A 19,563-nucleotide genomic window follows, 5' to 3' on the forward strand; every position below is an offset into this window, starting at 1 on the left:
GGCTCATGTCGGATTCCCGCCAGCACCACGGGTGCCGCGTCACGGATGCTGGACAGCATGCACACCGACACCGAGCGCTGCGTGCGGGCCGTTCGCTCCAAGGACGCCCGCTTCGACGGCTGGTTCTTCACCGCCGTCCTCACCACCCGCATCTACTGCCGCCCCAGCTGCCCGGTCGTGCCCCCCAAGCCGCAGAACATGGTGTTCTACCCCAGTGCCGCCGCCTGCCAGCAGGCCGGCTTCCGTGCCTGCAAGCGCTGCCGGCCCGACACCAGTCCCGGCTCCCCGGAGTGGAACGCGCGCGCCGACACCGTGGCCCGCGCCATGCGCCTCATCAGGGACGGGATCGTCGACCGCGAGGGCGTGCCCGGCCTCGCCGCCCGGCTCGGCTACTCGACCCGGCAGATCGAACGCCAACTGCGCGCCGAGCTCGGTGCAGGCCCCCTCGCCCTGGCCCGCGCCCAGCGCGCCCAGACGGCCCGCGTGCTCATCGAGACCACCGACCTGCCGTTCGCGGACGTGGCGTTCGCCGCCGGCTTCTCCTCCGTCCGCACCTTCAACGAGACCGTACGGGAGGTCTTCGCCCTCGCCCCCGGCGAACTGCGCAGCCGCGCCGCCCGCAGCGCCGGCCCGGCCGGCAGGACCACCGTCCCCGGCACCATCAGCCTCCGCCTCCCCTACCGCACCCCGCTACACCCGTCCAACCTCTTCGGCCACCTCGCCGCGACGGCCGTCCCCGGTGTGGAGGAGTGGCTCCCGCGCGGCTCCGGCAGCGCCGACGGCGGACCCGCCGGCGCCTACCGGCGCACCCTGCGCCTCCCGTACGGGCACGGCATCGCCACGCTCGCCCCGCGCGACGGCCACATCGCCTGCCGCCTCGCCCTGACCGACCCCCGCGACCTCACCCACGCCATCAGCCGCTGCCGCTGGCTCCTCGACCTGGACGCCGACCCCGTCGCCGTCGACGAACAGCTGCGCACCGATCCGCTGCTCGCGCCCCTCGTCGACGCCGCCCCCGGCCGCCGGGTGCCCCGTACCGTCGATCCCGCCGAGTTCGCCGTCCGAGCCGTCCTCGGCCAGCAGGTGTCCACCGCCGCCGCCCGCACCCACGCCGGGCGCCTCGCCGCCGCCCACGGCACCCCCGTGGACGACCCGGAGGGCGGCCTGACCCGCCTGTTCCCCGCGCCCGAGGCACTGGCCGGGCTCGACCCGGACACCCTGGCCCTGCCGCGCGCCCGCCGCGCCACGCTCACCACCCTCACCGCAGCCCTCGCCGACGGCACCGTCACCCTCGGCCCGGACAGCGACTGGGACGAGGCCCGCGCCCGGCTCCGCGCGCTGCCCGGCTTCGGCCCCTGGACCGTCGAGGCCGTCGCGATGCGGGGCCTGGGCGACCCGGACGCCTTCCTCCCCACGGACCTCGGGGTGCGGAAGGCCGCCGCGGCCCTGGGACTGCCCGCCACGCCCGCCGCGCTCACCGCCCGCGCCGCCGCCTGGCGGCCCTGGCGCGCCTACGCCGTGCAGTACCTCTGGGCCACCGACAACCACCCGATCAACCGCCTGCCCGACTGAGGGAGCACGCCCGTGACACACCGCAGCCACACCGTCGTCGACAGCCCGTACGGCCCGCTGACCCTCGTCGCCACCGACGGCGCCCTCAGCGGGCTGTACATGACCGACCAGCGCCACCGCCCGCCGGAGGAGACCTTCGGGGAACCCGACCCCCGCCCCTTCCCCGAGGCCGCCCGCCAGCTCGACGCCTACTTCCGTCGCGACCTCACGGACTTCGACCTGCCCCTGCACCTGCACGGCACCCCGTTCCAGCGCGCCGTGTGGGAGCGGCTGCGGACGATCCCGTACGGCGAGACCCGCAGCTACGGGGAGCTCGCCGAGCAGCTCGGCAACCCGGCCGCCTCCCGCGCCGTCGGCCTCGCCAACGGCCGCAACCCCGTCGGCATCATCGTCCCGTGCCACCGCGTCGTCGGCGCCGACGGCGCCCTCACCGGCTACGGCGGCGGCCTGGACCGCAAGCGCCGCCTACTGGCCTTCGAAAGCAGCGCCCGAAACGAGCCGCAGGCCCTGTTCTAGCCCTTCGCCCGCCGGGACGCCGCGGCCTTCACCTCAGCGACGAATCCCTGCAGCACCTGCGACCGGTGATCCTCGGGAAGGCCGGCCAACGTCTCCCGCGCCATGTCGAGCCCTGAGTCGACATCCCCCGACGCGACCACGGACAGGGCGCGGTGCACCCCTGTGTGAGCGGCGTACCGGCCCAGGGACGCGGGCCTGAGCGCATCAGCCGTGTCCTGTTCCCGCTGCGACCGCTCGACGTCCCCGAGCCGTGCGTAGACGAGGGTCTTCGTCAGCGCGTAACCCCACCGGGGCATGGAGAACACGGACGCCTGCTCCCCCGTCTCGACGCTCGGAAAGATGTCGTCAGCTTCCCGGAGGGCCTCCGTAGCCGGGCCGGACAGGCCCCGCTTCCCGAACGCATGGGCGAGAGCGAGAAGCGCGCACAGCCGTCCGAGGGAGGGCTTCTCGGACAGCGCGAGTCCGTCGCCCGCCATGGCGATGACCGGCTCGGGTGCTGCGCCCTCGTAGACGAGGGCGAGGGCTCCCTGCCCCCGCGTCCACTGACGAAGTGAGCCGCTGCCACTGTGATCGGCAGCGGCCACAGCAGTCCGGTACCAGCGGGCCGAGGCGGTCGGGCCACCGAGGGACGCGGCCGTCATCCCCATGACGACGGACAGACGTCCTGCGGTCTCCCACAGGGCGGAGCCGCCGCCCCGGCTCAACCTCTCGCGGCTCCGACTCCTGCAACCGGATCGCCCGGAACTGCTCCCCGTCCAGCACCCCGCCGTCGTACGCGTACGCGACCAGTGGCGGACGACCCGGGCCGCGCACCCAGTCCACGGCGAGCAGCGCGCCCGGCTCCACGTCCAGGCCGATCTCCTCGCGCGTCTCCCGGCGCGCGGCCTCCCGCGGCGTCTCGCCGCCGTCCGACTCGACGGTGCCGCCCGGAAGGGTCCAGCCCTCCCGGTAGTTCGGCTCCACGATCAGGATCCGCCCGTCGGCGTCACGGAACAGGCAGGCGGCGCCGGCCAGCACCTTCGGCAGTCCGGCGATGTACGCGGTGTAGTCGGACGACGTCATCCCGCCAGCCTACCGGCCGGCACCGTCACGCCGGTGGCTCGTCGCCGCCCTGCCCCGTACGGGTGCGGGCGGCCCGGCGCAGCCGGTGGTGCCGGGACCCCGACTGCTCCGTCACCGCGTCCCCGACCATCGTCCGCACCACGTCGCCCAGCCCGTGCAGGGCGTGGTGCCGCGCGGGGCCCGCGCCCGGGTCCTCGCGCAGTTCCTTCACCAGCGCCCAGCAGAGCAGCAGCATCACCACCACGAACGGCAGTGCCACCAGGATCGTCGCCGTCTGGAGCGAGTCCAGGCCGCCCACGACCAGCAGCACCGCCGCCACCGACGCCATCAGCACGCCCCACACGACGACCAGCCACGTCGGCGGGTGCAGCGCGCCCCGGCTGGTGAGGGATCCCATCACGAGGGACGCCGAGTCGGCGCTCGTCACGAAGTACGTCATCACCAGCACCATCGCCACGAACGACGTGACCGCCCCCACGGGCAGCGCGTCCAGCATCGCGAACAGCGACGCCTCCGCCCCGTCCTGCACCGCCGCCGCCAGGTCGGCCTGTTCCGTCGCCTGCAGGCGCAGTGCCGAGCCGCCCATCACCGAGAACCAGACGACCGTGGCGCCGCTGGGCACCAGCAGCACTCCGATGAGGAACTCCCGGATCGTGCGGCCGTGCGAGATCCGTGCGATGAAGGTCCCCACGAACGGCGCCCACGACAGCCACCACGCCCAGTAGAAGATCGTCCACGCGCCCAGCCACTCCGGGTCGGAGAACGCCCCGGTGCGGGTCGCCATCGGCAGCAGGTTCTGCAGGTAGCCCCCGATCGACGCGGGGATCGAGTCCAGCACGTACACCGTCGGCCCCACCAGGAACACGTACACCATGAGGAGGGCCGCCAGGACGATGTTCAACGTCGACAGCCACTTCACGCCCCGGTGCAGGCCGGAGAACGCCGACACCACGAACGCCGCGGACAGCGACACGATGACGAGCAGTTCCGTCGTCAGGTCGGGCGTCACCCCGGCGGTGATGTCCAGGCCCTCCGCGACCTGCAGCGCTCCCAGGCCGAGGCTGGTCGCCGTGCCGAAGACCGTGGCGAACACCGCCAGCAGGTCGATCGCCCTGCCCTGCCACGACACCGCCCTGCGCGCCCCGATCAGCGGCACGAACGCGGCGCTCAGCCGGTTGCCCCGCCCCTTGCGGAAGCCCGCGTAGGCCAGCGCGAGACCGGCCACGCCGTAGATCGCCCAGGGCGTGAGGGTCCAGTGGAAGAACGAGTACTCCATGGCCGTGCGGGCCGCCTCGCCCGACTCGGCCCGCGCCCCGCTGGCCGGCGGCGGGTTCAGGTAGTGCGTCAGCGGCTCCCCGACCCCGTAGAACATCAGGCCGATGCCCATGCCCGCGCTGAACATCATCGCGATCCACGCGAGGTTGCCGAACTCCGGCTCCGAGTCGTCCCGGCCCAGCCGGATCCGCCCGAACCTGCTGAAGGCGATGAGCAGGCACAGCACCAGGAAGACGTCCGCGGCGACCACGAACAGCCACCCGAAGTTGTCCAGCACCCAGCCCAGTCCGGCGGACGATGCCTCGTCGAAGGACTCCTTGCCCAGCCAGGCCCACAGCACCACGGCGGCGACGGCGCCCACGCCGATGCCGACGACCTTGCGGTCGGGGCGCGCCTCCACCGGATGGCTGGCCGGTCCGCCGGGAGCCGGGGTCTCCGGAGGGGTTCGATCGAACGGTTCCGTACTCATGAGGCACCACTATGGTGCGAAAACTCGTCTTATCGGGGGGTGGCACGCCGTCTGACGGTATGGATAGGGTCACTCCTGGCGCGACTGCCTGTTCGATAGCAAGGGATGCAAGAGTGACGGACGGAGCAGTTACTGGAGCCGCACCGCGCGCACCGCACGTGCTGGTGGCGGCCGACAAGTTCAAAGGGTCCCTCACGGCCGTGCAGGTCGCGGAGCGGGTGCGGGCCGGTCTCGGCACTGTCGCCCCGGACGTGCGGGTCGAGACCCTGCCCGTGGCCGACGGCGGCGACGGCACGGTGGCGGCGGCCGTGGCGGCCGGGTTCGAGCGGCGCGAGGTCCGTGTGACCGGCCCCCTCGGCGAGCCCGTGACGGCGGCGTTCGCGCTGCGCGACGGCACCGCCGTCGTGGAGATGGCCGAGGCGTCGGGCCTGCAACTGCTGCCGGAGGGCGTCTTCGCGCCGCTGACCGCCACCACCTACGGCTCGGGCGAGCTGCTGCGGGCCGCGCTCGACGCCGGGGCCCGAAGGATCGTCTTCGGCGTCGGCGGCAGCGCCACCACCGACGGCGGTGCAGGCATGCTCGCCGCGCTCGGCGCGCGGTTCCTCGACGCGTCAGGGCAGCCCGTCGGCCCCGGCGGCGCCGCGCTGGCCGCCCTGGCGAGCGCCGACCTGTCGGGCCTCGACCCGCGGCTCGCCGACGCGGAGGTCGTCCTGGCGAGCGATGTCGACAACCCCCTCACCGGACCCAAGGGCGCACCCGCGGTGTTCGCCCCGCAGAAGGGCGCCACCCCCGAGGACGTGGCGGTGCTGGACGCCGCCCTCGTCCACTACGTGAAGGTCCTGGAGCAGGCCGTCGGACCCCGCGCGGCCGAAGCCGCCGTCTCGCCCGGCGCGGGCGGCGCGGGCGGCATCGGCTACGGCGCGCTCGTGGGGCTGGGCGCGGGCTTCCGCCCCGGCATCGAGCTGATGCTCGACATCCTCGGCTTCCACGCGGCCCTGGAGCGCGCCACGCTGGTGATCACCGGCGAGGGCTCCCTGGACGACCAGACCCTGCACGGGAAGGCCCCGGCGGGCGTCGCGGCGGCGGCCCGGGCGGCGGGCGTCGAGGTCGTGGCGGTCTGCGGCCGCCTCGCGCTCCCACCGGAGGCACTCGGACGCGCCGGGATCCGCCGCGCCTACCCGCTGCTGGCGCGCGAGCCCGACCCGGCGACGTGCATCGCGCAGGCCGGCCCCCTGCTGGAGCTGGTCGCCGCCGACATCGCCCGGGACTTCCTGGCCTGACGGACCGCCCGGGGGTTCCGTGCGTCGGCTCCGGCCGCGATGGCGCCCGTTGCGCCGGGGGGACCCCGTGTCCGGGTGTCGTACCCCGCGTACGACCCGCCCGGGGGCGTCGGCACACCGGGGTGGACCCCGCCCGGGTGGCGGCTCGCCCCGCCCGCGACCCGCGGCGCCCCGCCCTGCCGTCGGCCCGCCACCGCCCCGCGCCCACCGCTGCCCCGCCCGTGCCGACCGGGCGGGGCAGCGGCGTTCCGGGCGTGTGACCGGCGCGTAACACGGCGGTGCCATGATCCCGGCATGCATCCGGACACCGTGACCATCGAAGCGCTCACCGCCGAGCGCATCCGCGCCGGCGAGGGGGAGCTGGCCGCCCTCCTCCAGGACGCCGTGCACGACGGCGCCTCCGTCGGGTTCCTGCCGCCGCTCGCCGCGGCCGACGCCACGCACTGGTGGCGTGGCGCCGCCGAGGAGTCCGAGCGGGGCGCACGCACCGTGTGGGGCGCCCACGGGAGCGACGGGCGGGTCCTGGGCGTCGTGTCCCTCGTGCGGGCCGGCTCCGCGAACCAGCGGCACCGCGGCGACATATCCAAGCTGCTCGTCCACACCTCCGCCCGGGGTCGCGGCCTCGGCCGGCGGCTCCTCGCGACCGCCGAGGCGGCCGCCGCTGACTCCGGGCTGCGACTGCTCGTCCTCGACACGGAGACCGGCAGCGCCGCCGAGGGCCTGTACCGCTCCGCGGGGTGGACCAGGGCCGGGGTCATCCCCGGGTACGCGCAGGGCCCGGACGGCAGGCTGCTGGCCACCACCTACTACTACAAGGCACTGGGCTGAGCCGCCCGCCCCGGCGGGGGAGGGGCGGACACGCGGAGGGGCCCGGGTGCCGACCGGCACCCGGGCCCCTCCGCCGTACGTCGTCCGCCGCTACGGCAGCTGCGCCGCCCGCGCCGCCTCGCGGCTCTCGCGCCGGTTGTCGCGGAACGTGTTCACCCGCCGCGCCGTCGCGAACAGCGGGATCACCGCGCCCAGCACCACCTGGAGCGCGCAGCCGGTCTGCAGCAGCAGGTGGCCGCCGGGCGCGTCGAACGCCCAGGCCGCCAGCAGGCCCATCGCGCCGACGATCCAGCTGAGCATCGCCACCGCGAGGACGCCCCGCGGCTTCGGGTACTCGACCCGGCTCACCATCAGCCACGCCGTGCCGACGATCGCCAGCAGGGTGGGGATGAACGGCAGCTCCAGCAGGACGATGGAGACCACCGTCAGCGCCCCGAAGGGGCTCGGCATGCCCTGGAACATGCCGTCCTTCATGGTCACGACCGAGAACCTGGCCAAGCGCATGACCACGGCCAGCAGCACCACGATCGCCGCCACCGCGGAGACCCGCTGGTGCGCGTCGTCCGCGACCATCCCGTACACGAGCACGAAGTACGCAGGGGCCAGACCGAAGCTGATCAGGTCCGACAGGTTGTCGAGCTCGGCGCCCATGGGGGAGGAACGCAGCTTGCGCGCGACCAGACCGTCGAACAGGTCGAAGATCGCGGCGCACAGCATGAGGATCACGGCGGTCGCGGCGGAGTGCCGCGCCATGCCGGTCTCCTCGCTGCCCGTGAGGTGCGGGATGAGGATGCCGGTGGTGGTGAAGTACACCGCCATGAACCCGCACGTGGCGTTACCGAGCGTGAGGGTGTCCGCTATCGACAGGCGGAGCGACAGCGGCATCTCCTCCTGCTCGTCCGCGGTCTCCGCCTCGGCCTCCGCCACCCACTTGGCCTGGGTGCCAGGGTCAATCACGGTCAATGCGAGTCACCCCCGCGGTCGTGGCCTGGCCGACCTCGACGGCGACCTCGACACCCTCCGGCAGGTAGATGTCGACACGCGAGCCGAAGCGGATCAGGCCGATGCGGTCACCCTGCTCGACCTTGGCGCCCTGCGCCAGGTACGGCACGATGCGACGGGCGACCGCGCCGGCGATCTGCACCATCTCGATGTCGCCGAGCTCCGTGTCGAAGTGCCAGACGACGCGCTCGTTGTTCTCGCTCTCCTTGTTGAACGCCGGCACGAACCCGCCCGGGACGTGCTCCACCGACGTCACGGTGCCCGCCATCGGCGCGCGGTTGACGTGGACGTTCAGCGGGCTCATGAAGATCGCGACGCGGGTGCGCCCGTCCTTCCACGGCATGATGCTCTGCACCACGCCGTCGGCGGGGGAGATGACCCTGCCCTGAGCGATCTCGCGCTCGGGGTCGCGGAAGAACCACAGCATGCCGGCCGCAAGGGCGGTGGCCGGCACGGCGAGGGCCGCGGCGCGCCGGGAGCGGCGGGCACGGGCCAGGCTGACCGCCGCCGTGGCGACGGTCGGCAGGAGCCACGGCGATGCTCCGCGAGCGATACGGACGGGACCGCGAGATGCAGAGTGTGGGCTGTGGGGCATGGATGACCTTCGTAGCGGATGATGCCGCGCTCGGTACGGGGGGACGGCGGCTTTGCAGCGATGCTATCGGTTGCGGGCCGCAACTGGGCAAGCCAGAAGCCGAGTCGAGGGCCGGAAGAAGATGACTGGATGTGATCTTCTTCGCGGTGTTTTCCCCTCGAATGCTCCACAAACCCGACAATCAGCCCTGGACTCGATACTCTTCGAGCAGGCGCCGACCGATGATCATCTTCTGGATCTCGGCCGTACCCTCACCGATGAGCAGCATCGGCGCCTCGCGGTAGAGGCGCTCGATCTCGTACTCCTTGGAGAAGCCGTAACCGCCGTGGATGCGGAAGGCGTCCTCCACGACCTCCTTGCAGTACTCGGAGGCGAGGTATTTCGCCATCCCTGCTTCGAGGTCGTTTCGTTCCCCAGAGTCCTTTTTGCGAGCTGCGTTCACCATCATCGCATGAGCGGCCTCGACCTTGGTAGCCATCTCCGCCAGCTTGAACTGGATCGCCTGGTGCTGCGCGATCGGCTTGCCGAAGGTGTGGCGCTGCTGCGCGTAGCCGACACCGAGCTCGAAGGCACGCTGCGCGACGCCGCAGCCACGGGCCGCGACGTTGACGCGACCGACCTCGACGCCGTCCATCATCTGGTAGAAGCCGCGGCCGGTGACCCCGCCGAGCACGCGATTGGCCGGAATCCGCAGGCCGTCCATGATGAGCTCGGTCGTGTCGACCCCCTTGTAGCCCATCTTGTCGATCTTGCCGGGGATCGTCAGGCCGGGGCGGACCTCCCCGAAGCCGGGCTCCTTCTCGACCAGGAAGGTCGTCATCGACCGGTGCGGCGCCGTGCCCTCGGGGTGACCCTCGTCACTCCGCACCAGGACGGCCACCAGCGTGGACGTGCCGCCGTTCGTCAGCCACATCTTCTGGCCGTTCAGGACGTACTCGTCGCCGTCCTTCACCGCCTTCGACGTGATGGCCGACACGTCCGAGCCCAGGCCCGGCTCCGACATCGAGAACGCGCCGCGCACCTCGCCGGCCGCCATCCGCGGCAGGAACGTGTCCTTCTGCTCCTGCGTCCCGTGCTGCTTGAGCATGTACGCCACGATGAAGTGCGTGTTGATGATGCCCGACACGGACATCCAGCCGCGGGCGATCTCCTCCACGCACAGGGCGTACGTGAGGAGCGACTCACCCAGACCCCCGTACTCCTCGGGGATCATCAGGCCGAACAGGCCCAGCTCCTTCAGCCCGTCGACGATCTCCTGCGGGTACTCGTCGCGGTGCTCCAGCTCCGTCGCGACCGGGATGATCTCCTTGTCGACGAACTCCCGGACCGTGGAGACGATCTCCTGCTGGACCTCCGTGAGTCCGGGGGTCTGCGCGAGTCGGGCCATGACTACTTCTCCTGCTCCTTGAGCTGGGGGCGGCCGGGCTGCTCGCCGCCGCGCGCCTCGATGTACTCGGCCGTCGGGACCATCACCTTGCGGCGGAAGACGCACACGAGCGTGCCGTCCTGCTTGTAGCCCTTGGTCTCGACGTGGACGATGCCGCGGTCGCTCTTCGACCGGGACGGCGTCTTGCCGAGGACGGTCGTCTCGCCGTAGATCGTGTCGCCGTGGAAGGTCGGCGCGACATGGCGCAGCGACTCGATCTCCAGGTTGGCGATGGCCTTGCCCGACACGTCCGGCACGGACATGCCGAGCAGCAGCGAGTAGACGTAGTTGCCGACGACGACGTTCTTCTTGAAGTCCGTCGTGTTCTCCGCGTAGTTCACGTCCATGTGCAGCGGGTGGTGGTTCATCGTCAGCAGGCAGAAGAGGTGGTCGTCGTACTCGGTGACCGTCTTCCCGGGCCAGTGCTTGTAGACCGCGCCGACCTCGAACTCCTCGTAGGTGCGTCCGAACTGCATCTGCCTCACGCCTCCGGGGCTTCGAACTTAGAGGTGCGCCGCAGGCCGGCGGCGCGGCCCTTCCCGGCGATCACCAGGGCCATCTTGCGGCTCGCCTCGTCGATCATCTCGTCGCCGAGCATCGCCGAGCCCTTCTTGCCGCCCGCCTCGGACGTGCACCACTCGTACGCGTCCAGGATCAGCTCGGCGTGGTCGTAGTCCTCCTGCGAGGGCGAGAAGACCTCGTTGGCCGCGTCGACCTGGCCCGGGTGCAGCACCCACTTGCCGTCGAAGCCGAGCGCGGCGGCGCGGCCGGCGACCGCGCGGAAGCCGTCGACGTTCTTGATCTGCAGGTAGGGGCCGTCGATCGCCTGCAGGTCGTTGGCGCGGGCCGCCATGAGGATCTTCATCAGGATGTAGTGGTACGCGTCCGCCGGGTAGCCGGGCGGCTGCTCGCCCACGACCAGCGACTTCATGTTGATCGACGCCATGAAGTCGGCGGGGCCGAAGATGATCGTCTCGATCCGCGGGGACGCCTGAGCGATCGCGTTGACGTTGTTCAGTCCCTGCGCGTTCTCGATCTGCGCCTCGATGCCGATCCGGCCGACCTCGAAGCCCATCGTCTTCTCGATCTGCGTCAGCAGCAGGTCGAGCGCCACGACCTGCTCCGCGTTCTGCACCTTCGGCAGCATGATGCAGTCGAGGTTCTGGCCGGCGCCCTCGACGACCGTGACGACGTCCCGGTACGTCCAGTGGGTCGTCCAGTCGTTGACCCGCACGACCCGGGTCTTGCCCGTCCAGTCGCCCTCGTTGAGGAACTTCACGATGGTGTGGCGCGCCTCGGGCTTGGCGAGCGGTGCGCAGGCGTCCTCCAGGTCGAGGAACACCTGGTCGGCGGGCAGGCCCTGGGCCTTCTCCAGGAACCGCGGGTTCGAGCCGGGCACGGCCAGGCAGGAGCGGCGCGGACGCAGCCGGTTCACCGGCGACGGGGCCGTCGTCTCGGTCATGCGGGGACCTCCGTGTTTTCGAGAGGGTTGAGCTTGTTGGCTAGACGGATCTCGTCGACGATACGACCGATGATCTCCGTGATCCCGAAATCCTTCGGGGTGAAGACGGCGGCCACACCCGCCCGCCTCAGTTCTGCGGCGTCCGCGTTCGGGATGATCCCGCCGACGACGACCGGGATGTCGGCGGCGCCGGCCTCCCGCAGCCGGTGCAGCACGTCGGGCACCAGCTCGGCGTGCGACCCCGACAGGATGGACAGGCCCACGCAGTGCACGTCCTCCGCGAGCGCGGCGTCCACGATCTGCTCAGGGGTGAGCCGGATGCCCTGGTAGACCACCTCGAACCCGGCGTCCCGGGCCCGCACGGCGATCTGCTCGGCGCCGTTCGAGTGCCCGTCCAGGCCCGGCTTGCCCACCAGCAGCCGCAGCCGCCCCGCGCCCAGCTCGTCGGCCGTCCGGGCCACCTTGTCCCGGACGACCGCGAGCGGGGTGCCCGCCTCGGCCGCCACGGCGACCGGGGCGGACGAGACGCCCGTGGGCGCGCGGAACTCGCCGAAGACGTCCCGCAGCGCCCACGCCCACTCCCCGGTGGTCACCCCCGCACGGGCGCACTCCAGGGTCGCGGCGAACAGGTTCCCGTCCCCGGCGGCCGTCGCCTTGAGGGCGGCGAGGGCCTCCTGGGCGCGGGACTCGTCCCGGTTGTCGCGCCACTCGTGGAGCGCCGCGACGACCCGGGCCTCGTTCGCCGGGTCCACGGTCTGGATCGCCGTGTCCAGATCCGCGGTCAGCGGGTTGGGCTCGGTGGACTCGAAGCAGTTGACGCCGACGATCTTCTCCTCGCCGGCCTCGATCCGGGCGCGCCGCTCCGCGTGCGAGGCGACCAGCTGCGACTTCAGGTAGCCCGACTCGACGGCGGCCATCGCGCCGCCCATCTCCTGGATCCGCTCGATCTCCTCCAGGCACTCCGCCACGAGGGCGTCCACCTTGGCCTCGATCACGTGGGAGCCGGCGAAGATGTCGTCGTACTCCAGCAGGTCGCTCTCGTGGGCCAGCACCTGCTGGATGCGCAGCGACCACTGCTGGTCCCACGGCCGGGGCAGGCCGAGGGCCTCGTTCCACGCCGGGAGCTGCACGGCGCGGGCGCGGGCGTCCTTCGACAGCGTCACCGCCAGCATCTCCAGGACGATGCGCTGCACGTTGTTCTCCGGCTGCGCCTCGGTCAGCCCCAGCGAGTTGACCTGCACGCCGTAGCGGAACCGGCGCTGCTTGGGGTTCTCGATCCCGTACCGCTCCCGGGTGACCTTGTCCCAGATGCGGCCGAAGGCGCGCATCTTGCACATCTCCTCGATGAAGCGGACGCCCGCGTTCACGAAGAACGAGATGCGGGCGACCACGTCACCCTTGCGGTCCTCGGGGACCTGCCCCGAGGCGAACACCGCGTCCAGGACCGCGATGGCCGTGGACATGGCGTACGAGATCTCCTGGACCGGGGTGGCGCCAGCCTCCTGCAGGTGGTAGCTGCAGATGTTGATCGGGTTCCACTTCGGGATGTGGTTCACCGTGTAGGTGATCATGTCGGTGGTGAGGCGCAGGGACGGACCCGGCGGGAAGACGTGCGTCCCGCGCGACAGGTACTCCTTGACGATGTCGTTCTGCGTCGTCCCCTGGAGCTTGGAGATGGCGTCCTTGTCGAGACCTTGCTCCTCGGCCACCACCTGGTAGAGCGCCAGCAGCCACATGGCGGTGGCGTTGATGGTCATGGACGTGTTCATCTGCTCCAGGGGGATGTCCTGGAACAGCCGCCGCATGTCACCGAGGTGCGAGACCGGCACGCCGACCCGGCCGACCTCGCCGCGGGCGAGGACGTGGTCCGGGTCGTACCCCGTCTGCGTGGGCAGGTCGAACGCGACCGACAGGCCCGTCTGGCCCTTGGCGAGGTTCCGCCGGTAGAGCTCGTTGGACGCCTCGGCGGTCGAGTGGCCGGCGTACGTCCGCATGAGCCACGGCCGGTCCTTCTGACGCTCACTCATCGATGGGCCCTCAGACGTTCCGGAAGCGGTTGATGGCGTCGAGGTGCTTGACGCGCATCTCCTGGTCGCGCACGCCCAGGCCCTCCTCGGGGGCCAGGCACAGGACGCCGACCTTGCCCTGGTGGACGTTGCGGTGCACGTCGTGGGCGGCCTGGCCGGTGTCCTCCAGGGAGTACACCTTCGACAGCGTCGGGTGGATCTTGCCCTTGGCGATGAGGCGGTTGGCCTCCCACGCCTCGCGGTAGTTCGCGAAGTGCGAGCCGATGATCCGCTTCAGCGACATCCACAGGTAGCGGTTGTCGTACTCGTGCATGTAGCCCGAGGTCGAGGCGCAGGTGGTGATGGTGCCGCCCTTGCGGGTGACGTAGACGGAGGCGCCGAAGGTCTCGCGGCCCGGGTGTTCGAAGACGATGTCGATGTCCTCGCCGCCGGTGAACTCGCGGATGCGCTTGCCGAAGCGCTTCCACTCCTTCGGGTCCTGCGTGCGCTCGTCCTTCCAGAACTTGTAGCCCTCGGCGTTGCGGTCGATGATCGCCTCGGCGCCCATGGAGCGGCAGATCTCCGCCTTCTGCGGGCTGGAGACGACACAGATCGGGTTGGCGCCGCCGGCGAGGGCGAACTGGGTGGCGTAGGAGCCGAGGCCGCCCGAGGCGCCCCAGATCAGCACGTTGTCGCCCTGCTTCATCCCGGCGCCGTTGCGGGAGACCAGCTGGCGGTACGCAGTGGAGTTCACCAGGCCGGGCGCCGCCGCCTCCTCCCAGCTGAGGTGGTCCGGCTTGGGCATCAGCTGGTTCGACTTCACCAGGGCGATCTCGGCGAGGCCGCCGAAGTTGGTCTCGAAGCCCCAGATGCGCTGCTCCGGGTCGAGCATCGTGTCGTTGTGGCCCTCGGAGGACTCCAGCTCGACGGACAGGCAGTGCGCGACGACCTCGTCGCCGGGTCGCCAGGCGTTGACGCCCGGGCCGGTGCGCAGCACGACGCCCGCGAGGTCGGAGCCGATGATGTGGTACGGCAGGTCGTGGCGCTTGGCCAGGTCGGACGTGCGGCCGTAGCGCTCCAGGAAGCCGAAGGTCGACAGCGGCTCGAAGATCGACGTCCACACCGAGTTGTAGTTGACCGAGCTGGCCATGACGGCGACGAGGGCCTCGCCCGGGCCGAGCTCCGGCAGCGGGACGTTGTCGAGGTGGAGCGACTTGCGGGGGTCCTTGTCGCGGGTGGCGAGGCCGGCGAACATCTCGGTCTCGTCCTTGTGCACGGTGATCGCGCGGTACGACTCGGGGAGCGGCAGGTTGGCGAAGTCGGCGGACGTGGAGTCCGGCGACTGGATCGCGTCCAGGATTTCCTTCACGGTGGTGCCTCCGGCGAAGAGCAGGCGTCTGCGGAAGACGCTGGGGGAACGTCGAGGTGCTGCAGCTGTGGAGGTGTGCCGTCGGTTCGGCCGGGTGGTGCTTGGCGGCGCGGGGTGGTGCGCGGAAGTGCCTGTGACGCAGGCGTCCGGACGCGCGGCCCCGGGAAGGGCTGCGGGGACAACCGGCGTACGGGGGATCCCTGGACGCCGGCCGTCCGGACAACATCAACGTATGGCACGCCGTGCCAGGTGGCAAGACACTGCGTGCCAGCACTTTGTCTCAGCTGCGACCGGGGGCCCTCGGATGAGCGATGATCGATCGTTCGCACGGGAACGATTGCTCTGACCTGCGAAAACACTCAGAGGCGACCGCTCCCGGAAGGGGGAAGCGGTCGCCTCTGTGACCTAGATCGCGAACCGTTGGGGAGCCTCGCCGTACTCGCCGCCGGTGATGCCGGGAGTCGCCCGGCCGTCTCGGCGCCGCATCCACGGGCGAGACGGCGCCGACGACCGCCACGGTTCTCCTGCCCGCGACGCCCGTGACGCCCGCGGCCGCGGGCGAGGCCGGGGCCCAGCGGCCGGAGCTCAGGCGTCCGCGCCGTGGCCGAGGGCGCGCGTGATGGTGCGCATGACCTGGTCGAGCGGTGCGTCGGTACGCGCCACCGCCACCAGGACGCCGCCCTCGTCGGAGGCGTGCACCGCCGGGCCCTCCGCGCCCTGCACCGGTGCGGTCCGTCCCGCGCCGATGCCCGAGCCGAACGTCCTGCGCACGATCGCGAACGCGTGGTCCAGCTGGGTCTCCACGTCGCCCTTGCCGCCCGCCCGCAGCCAGCGGCGCAACACGTGGTTGTGCGCGGTGACCACCGCGGACGCCGCCACCTCCGCCAGCAGCGGGTCGTCGTTCCCGTCGTGGTGGTCGCGCTCGTCGAAGTGGCTCAGCAGGTAGCGGGTGAACAGCCGCTCGTAGCGGGCCACCGAGGCGATCTCGCGCTCCCGCAGCGTGGGCACCTCGCGGGTGAGGCGGTAGCGGGCCACGGACACCGCCGGGGAGGCGGCGTACATCTTCATGACCTCCTTGATGCCCCGGCACACCGTGTCCAGCGGGTGCTCGTGCGCCGGAGCGGCGTTGAGCACCGCCTCGGCCCGCATCAGCGTGTCGTCGTGGTCCGGGAAGATCGCCTCTTCCTTGGAACGGAAGTGCCGGAAGAAGGTCCGGCGGGCGACGCCCGCCGCCGCGGCGATCTCGTCGACCGTCGTCGCCTCGTACCCCTTGGTGGCGAACAGCTCCATGGCCGCCGCGGCCAGCTCGCGGCGCATCTTCAGCCGCTGCGCGGCGGCGCGGCTGCCCGCGGCGGTCTCCTGGGAGTCGGGCGCGGCGGTGGCACGGGGTGACTTCGCGGGCTGGGGCATGCCCCGAACGTACTGCATCGGGGCAGGTGGGCATGTCGGCGGGGGAGGGCCGCCCGAGCCTTCGAGCAGCCCGCCCCACGTCCCGTACGTGCTGCGGGGCCCCGCGGAGCCGCGGGCCCGGGGCGCTGCCGGCCCGCCCGCGGCGGCGGGGGAGGGGCCGGGCCCGCCGGAGTGCTCCGGAGGGCCGGCCCCATGCGCAGGGCCCCGCGAGGCGGCCGGACCCGACGGGTCAGCGCCGGGCATACTCACGGAAGCCGCGGCCCGTCTTGCGGCCCAGGCAGCCCGCCGCGACCAGGTGCTCCAGCAGCGGCGCCGGCGCCAGGCCCGGCTCGCGGAACTCGCGGTGCAGGACGCGCTCGATCGCCAGTGACACGTCCAGCCCGACGACGTCCAGCAGTTCGAACGGCCCCATCGGGTAGCCGCCGCCCAGCCGCATCGCCGCGTCGATGTCGTCGAGCGAGGCGTAGTGCTCCTGCACCATCTTGACCGCGTTGTTCAGGTACGGGAAGAGCAGCGCGTTCACGATGAAGCCGGCGCGGTCCCCGCAGTCGACCGGGTGCTTGCGGATCCTCGTGGTGACGGCGCGGACCGTGGCGTGCACGTCGTCGCCGGTGAGGACGGTGCGGACGATCTCGACCAGCTTCATCGCCGGCGCCGGGTTGAAGAAGTGCATGCCGATCACGTCCTGCGGCCGCGAGGTGGCGCGCGCGCAGGCGATGACGGGCAGGGACGACGTGGTGGTGGCGAGGACGGCGCCCGGCTTGCACACCTTGTCCAGGGCGGCGAACAACTGCCGCTTGACCTCCAGGTCCTCCGCGACCGCCTCCACCGCCAGGTCGACGTCCGCGAAGGCGTCCAGCGAGCCGGCGGGGGAGATCCGCGCCAGCGTCGCGTCCCGGGCGTCGGCCGTCATCCGGCCCTTGTCCACGGAGCGGGCCAGCGACTTCGCGATCCTGGCCTTCGCGGCCTCGGCCTTCTCCGGCGAGCGGGCCGCGAGCACGACGTCGTACCCGGCCTTGGCGAACACCTCCGCGATGCCCGACGCCATCGTCCCGGACCCGGCGACGCCCACGGACGACACCTGCCGCCCACCGTCCCCGCCCTCGCCGCCGCCCCGCGGGGTCAGCGCGTCCGGCACGACCGTGCCGCTGCCCGGCGCCTCGTACGTGTAGAAGCCGCGGCCCGCCTTCCGGCCGGTCAGCCCGGCCTCGCTGAGCTGCTTGAGGATCGGCGCGGGTGCGTGCAGCCGGTCCTGCGACTCGGCGTACATCGCCTCCAGGACCGTGCGGGCGGTGTCGACGCCGACCAGGTCGAGGAGCGCCAGCGGCCCCATCGGCAGGCCGCAGCCCAGCCGCATCGCCGCGTCGATGTCCTCCCGCGACGCGTACCGGGACTCGTACATGGCGGCGGCCTGGTTGAGGTAGCCGAAGAGCAGGCCGTCCGCGACGAAGCCGGGCCGGTCGCCCACGGCGACGGGCTCCTTGCCGAGGGCGAGCGCCAGGTCCGTGACGCTCGCCACCGCCTGCGGGGCCGTCAGCACGGACGACACGACCTCGACCAGCTTCATCGCCGGCGCCGGGTTGAAGAAGTGCATCCCCAGCACCCGCTCCGGGTGCGCCGAGTCGGCGGCCAGCCGGGTCACCGACAGCGCGTTGGTGCCCGTCGCGATGATCGCCTCCGGCCGCAGGATCCCGTCCAGCTCGCTGATCACCTGGTGCTTCAGCTCGTACGACTCGGGGACCACCTCGATGACCAGGTCGGCGTCGGCCGCCGCCTGGAGGTCGGTGAACGTCCGGAACCGGGCGAGGACGTCGCGCCGCTCCTCCTCGCTGATCCGCCCCCGGGCCACGGACCTGGCCGTGGCGGCCTCCAGGGCGGTGACCGCGCTGCGGGCGGCGGTCTCACTGGTGTCGATGCCGATGACCTCGCGGCCGGCGCGGGCCAGGACCTCGGCGATACCGCCGCCCATGGTGCCGAGGCCGACGACGGCGATGGTGGAGAGAGGGGTGTCCATCACGGGACTCCAGGGATGAGTGACGACTGGTGGGAGGAGGCGCGCGGACGCCGCGGCTCGCACACGCACAGGCGTGGCGGAAAGGGCGGGAGTGCCGCGCGCGACCGGCGCTGAGCACACGCGTCGCGCGGTGGAAGGGCCGACGGACTCTGTCCCGGAGTCACATCGTGAGAGGTGCTGAACCGACTGGCACCCCGGGCGGCTGCGTCACCAGGCCGCCCGGAGGGGCGCGGGGCGGAACCCCGCTGTGCGGGGGGTGTGCCCCGCTCACCTGAGATTAACCGGCGGGTAATGAGCGCGCCAGTCCCCGTGCGCTGTGATCTGGATCGCGGTGGCCGCGTCTCGCTACGCTGCCCGCCATGAACGCCGACGAGGCCGAGTGGGGTTCGCTGACGGACCGGCTGGCGGACGAGGCCGGCGCGGCCGGGGACGCCGCCGCCTACGAGCGGCTCGCCGCGACCGGCGACCCCGAGGACCTGGCCGCCGTGCTCACCGCCCCGGGCCGGCCGCTGTGGGCCCGGGAGCTCGCGGCGTTCCGGCTCGGCCTCGCCGGCGACCGGCGGGCCTTCGAGGCGCTGGTGCTGCTCCTGAACCACCGGGACGCGGAACGCTGCGTCTCCGCGGCGTACGCCCTCGTCCGGCTCGGGGACCCCCGCACCGCGCGGGCGGCCGCGGCCCTCGCCACCAACGAACTGCGGGTGGCCTACGCCCTGGTCCCGGTCCGGCTGCTGGCGGCGCTGAGGGCCCCGGAGTCCGTGCCCGCGCTGATCACCGCCCTGCGGCGGCGCCTCGCCCCGGGCGACCCCCACTGGAGGGTGGGCGTCGCCTGTGCCGAGGGCCTGGGGGCCCTCGCCGACCCGCGGGCCCGCCCCGTGCTGGAGGCCGCGGTGCCGCACCCCCGCCTCGGCGCCGCGGCGAGGGCCGCCCTGGGGAGGATGCCGACGTGACCGCAGTGCCCCGCACCGCCACGGCGGTACGCGGGCACACCCCGCACCCGCGCGGGAGCAGACTCTGCGCGAGGCAGCCGGGCGCGGCGTGACGGGCCTGGCGCGACAGGGTGAGGCCGCGGAGGCACGGGGCCGGAGGGGCGCGCAGCGACGGCCCGGCGCACGAAGAGCCCTGTGAAGCGCGCGAAGAGGCCGGGCCGGGCGCGACGCAGCCGGCCCGGAGCGGCCCGTTCGGGCGGGGCGGCGGGTGAGGTGGACGGGGCCCGGTCGGCGCGGCGCGGCGTGGCGGGGCGAGGCGGGGCCGGGAGCCGCGGGCCCCGGGGCCTCCGT

At 72.6% G+C, this 19,563-nt stretch carries 16 protein-coding genes and 1 pseudogene; 5 read left to right on the plus strand and 12 right to left on the minus strand.

Annotated features, from left to right (window positions below):
- Positions 1 to 57 precede the first annotated feature (57 nt).
- Both BJP40_RS17395 and BJP40_RS17400 read left to right on the plus strand, forming a co-directional pair.
- Complete coding sequence (locus BJP40_RS17395) at positions 58 to 1,572, plus strand: AlkA N-terminal domain-containing protein (protein WP_071281168.1); 1,515 nt, start codon at positions 58 to 60, stop codon at positions 1,570 to 1,572.
- A gap of 12 nt (positions 1,573 to 1,584) precedes the next feature.
- Positions 1,585 to 2,088 carry a methylated-DNA--[protein]-cysteine S-methyltransferase gene (locus tag BJP40_RS17400; protein ID WP_071281157.1) on the plus strand — a complete coding sequence of 168 codons (504 nt, stop codon included), beginning with the start codon at positions 1,585 to 1,587 and terminating at the stop codon, positions 2,086 to 2,088.
- Here the strand turns inward: BJP40_RS17400 and BJP40_RS35665 are convergent.
- From BJP40_RS35665 to BJP40_RS17410, 3 genes and pseudogenes are all read right to left on the minus strand, one after another.
- Positions 2,085 to 2,672, minus strand: coding sequence for a hypothetical protein (locus BJP40_RS35665; protein ID WP_226962979.1), 588 nt, complete (start codon positions 2,670 to 2,672; stop codon positions 2,085 to 2,087). The two genes, BJP40_RS17400 and BJP40_RS35665, sit on opposite strands and share 4 nt — an antisense overlap.
- A gap of 130 nt (positions 2,673 to 2,802) precedes the next feature.
- Positions 2,803 to 3,150: pseudogene (locus BJP40_RS35670) on the minus strand (NUDIX domain-containing protein); the annotation flags it as partial.
- 25 nt (positions 3,151 to 3,175) lie between these two features.
- The gene (locus tag BJP40_RS17410; RefSeq protein ID WP_071281159.1) at positions 3,176 to 4,894 is read right to left on the minus strand and encodes a BCCT family transporter; all 1,719 of its coding nucleotides are present in this window, start codon (positions 4,892 to 4,894) and stop codon (positions 3,176 to 3,178) included.
- 113 nt (positions 4,895 to 5,007) lie between these two features.
- Here BJP40_RS17410 and BJP40_RS17415 point away from each other — a divergent pair, with 113 nt between their 5' ends.
- Both BJP40_RS17415 and BJP40_RS17420 read left to right on the plus strand, forming a co-directional pair.
- Positions 5,008 to 6,174 (plus strand): glycerate kinase, encoded by a 1,167-nt coding sequence (locus BJP40_RS17415; RefSeq protein WP_071281160.1) that lies wholly within the window; start codon positions 5,008 to 5,010, stop codon positions 6,172 to 6,174.
- 294 nt (positions 6,175 to 6,468) lie between these two features.
- A complete protein-coding gene (locus BJP40_RS17420; RefSeq protein ID WP_071281161.1) occupies positions 6,469 to 7,002 on the plus strand; it encodes a GNAT family N-acetyltransferase in 534 nt (177 codons plus the stop codon).
- A gap of 90 nt (positions 7,003 to 7,092) precedes the next feature.
- Here the strand turns inward: BJP40_RS17420 and pssA are convergent, their stop codons facing one another.
- The 9 genes from pssA to BJP40_RS17465 all read right to left on the minus strand — a co-directional run bounded on the left by pssA (position 7,093) and on the right by BJP40_RS17465 (position 18,286).
- On the minus strand, positions 7,093 to 7,959 hold the full coding sequence (gene pssA, locus BJP40_RS17425) for a CDP-diacylglycerol--serine O-phosphatidyltransferase (RefSeq protein WP_071265230.1): 867 nt from the start codon (positions 7,957 to 7,959) through the stop codon (positions 7,093 to 7,095).
- Entirely contained in the window at positions 7,952 to 8,599 is a 648-nt protein-coding gene (locus BJP40_RS17430; protein WP_071265228.1) for a phosphatidylserine decarboxylase, read from the minus strand. Before BJP40_RS17430 ends, pssA begins: the two co-directional genes overlap by 8 nt.
- A 181-nt stretch (positions 8,600 to 8,780) precedes the next feature.
- Complete coding sequence (locus BJP40_RS17435) at positions 8,781 to 9,986, minus strand: acyl-CoA dehydrogenase family protein (protein WP_071281162.1); 1,206 nt, start codon at positions 9,984 to 9,986, stop codon at positions 8,781 to 8,783.
- Positions 9,987 to 9,988: 2 nt separating this feature from the next.
- Entirely contained in the window at positions 9,989 to 10,501 is a 513-nt protein-coding gene (locus BJP40_RS17440; protein ID WP_071281163.1) for a MaoC family dehydratase, read from the minus strand.
- 5 nt (positions 10,502 to 10,506) lie between these two features.
- A complete protein-coding gene (locus tag BJP40_RS17445; protein ID WP_071265222.1) occupies positions 10,507 to 11,487 on the minus strand; it encodes a CoA ester lyase in 981 nt (326 codons plus the stop codon).
- Entirely contained in the window at positions 11,484 to 13,514 is a 2,031-nt protein-coding gene (locus BJP40_RS17450; protein ID WP_071281164.1) for a protein meaA, read from the minus strand. The genes BJP40_RS17445 and BJP40_RS17450 overlap by 4 nt, the downstream gene beginning before the upstream one ends.
- A 10-nt stretch (positions 13,515 to 13,524) precedes the next feature.
- Positions 13,525 to 14,862, minus strand: a complete 1,338-nt coding sequence (gene ccrA, locus BJP40_RS17455) for a crotonyl-CoA carboxylase/reductase (RefSeq protein ID WP_071281165.1) — start codon at positions 14,860 to 14,862, stop codon at positions 13,525 to 13,527.
- 585 nt (positions 14,863 to 15,447) lie between these two features.
- Complete coding sequence (locus tag BJP40_RS17460; protein WP_071281166.1) at positions 15,448 to 16,272, minus strand: TetR family transcriptional regulator; 825 nt, start codon at positions 16,270 to 16,272, stop codon at positions 15,448 to 15,450.
- A 229-nt stretch (positions 16,273 to 16,501) separates the two neighbouring features.
- Entirely contained in the window at positions 16,502 to 18,286 is a 1,785-nt protein-coding gene (locus tag BJP40_RS17465) for a 3-hydroxyacyl-CoA dehydrogenase family protein (protein ID WP_071281167.1), read from the minus strand.
- A gap of 359 nt (positions 18,287 to 18,645) precedes the next feature.
- On the opposite strand from BJP40_RS17465, the gene BJP40_RS17470 reads away from it, so the two are divergent.
- Positions 18,646 to 19,233, plus strand: coding sequence for a HEAT repeat domain-containing protein (locus BJP40_RS17470; protein WP_107416804.1), 588 nt, complete (start codon positions 18,646 to 18,648; stop codon positions 19,231 to 19,233).
- Positions 19,234 to 19,563 lie beyond the last annotated feature (330 nt).

It is taken from the genome of Streptomyces sp. CC53, assembly GCF_001865245.1.
Taxonomy (GTDB): Bacteria; Actinomycetota; Actinomycetes; order Streptomycetales; family Streptomycetaceae; genus Streptomyces.

Bases quoted from the DNA above. Each gene is read 5' to 3' on its own strand.
- BJP40_RS17395 (WP_071281168.1), top strand. From the start codon at position 58: ATGCACACCGACACCGAGCGCTGCGTGCGGGCCGTTCGCTCCAAGGAC.
- BJP40_RS17410 (WP_071281159.1), bottom strand. From the start codon at position 4,894: ATGAGTACGGAACCGTTCGATCGAACCCCTCCGGAGACCCCGGCTCCC.
- BJP40_RS17420 (WP_071281161.1), top strand. From the start codon at position 6,469: ATGCATCCGGACACCGTGACCATCGAAGCGCTCACCGCCGAGCGCATC.
- BJP40_RS17430 (WP_071265228.1), bottom strand. From the start codon at position 8,599: ATGCCCCACAGCCCACACTCTGCATCTCGCGGTCCCGTCCGTATCGCT.
- BJP40_RS17435 (WP_071281162.1), bottom strand. From the start codon at position 9,986: ATGGCCCGACTCGCGCAGACCCCCGGACTCACGGAGGTCCAGCAGGAG.
- BJP40_RS17440 (WP_071281163.1), bottom strand. From the start codon at position 10,501: ATGCAGTTCGGACGCACCTACGAGGAGTTCGAGGTCGGCGCGGTCTAC.
- BJP40_RS17445 (WP_071265222.1), bottom strand. From the start codon at position 11,487: ATGACCGAGACGACGGCCCCGTCGCCGGTGAACCGGCTGCGTCCGCGC.
- BJP40_RS17450 (WP_071281164.1), bottom strand. From the start codon at position 13,514: ATGAGTGAGCGTCAGAAGGACCGGCCGTGGCTCATGCGGACGTACGCC.
- BJP40_RS17460 (WP_071281166.1), bottom strand. From the start codon at position 16,272: ATGCCCCAGCCCGCGAAGTCACCCCGTGCCACCGCCGCGCCCGACTCC.
- BJP40_RS17465 (WP_071281167.1), bottom strand. From the start codon at position 18,286: ATGGACACCCCTCTCTCCACCATCGCCGTCGTCGGCCTCGGCACCATG.
- BJP40_RS17470 (WP_107416804.1), top strand. From the start codon at position 18,646: ATGAACGCCGACGAGGCCGAGTGGGGTTCGCTGACGGACCGGCTGGCG.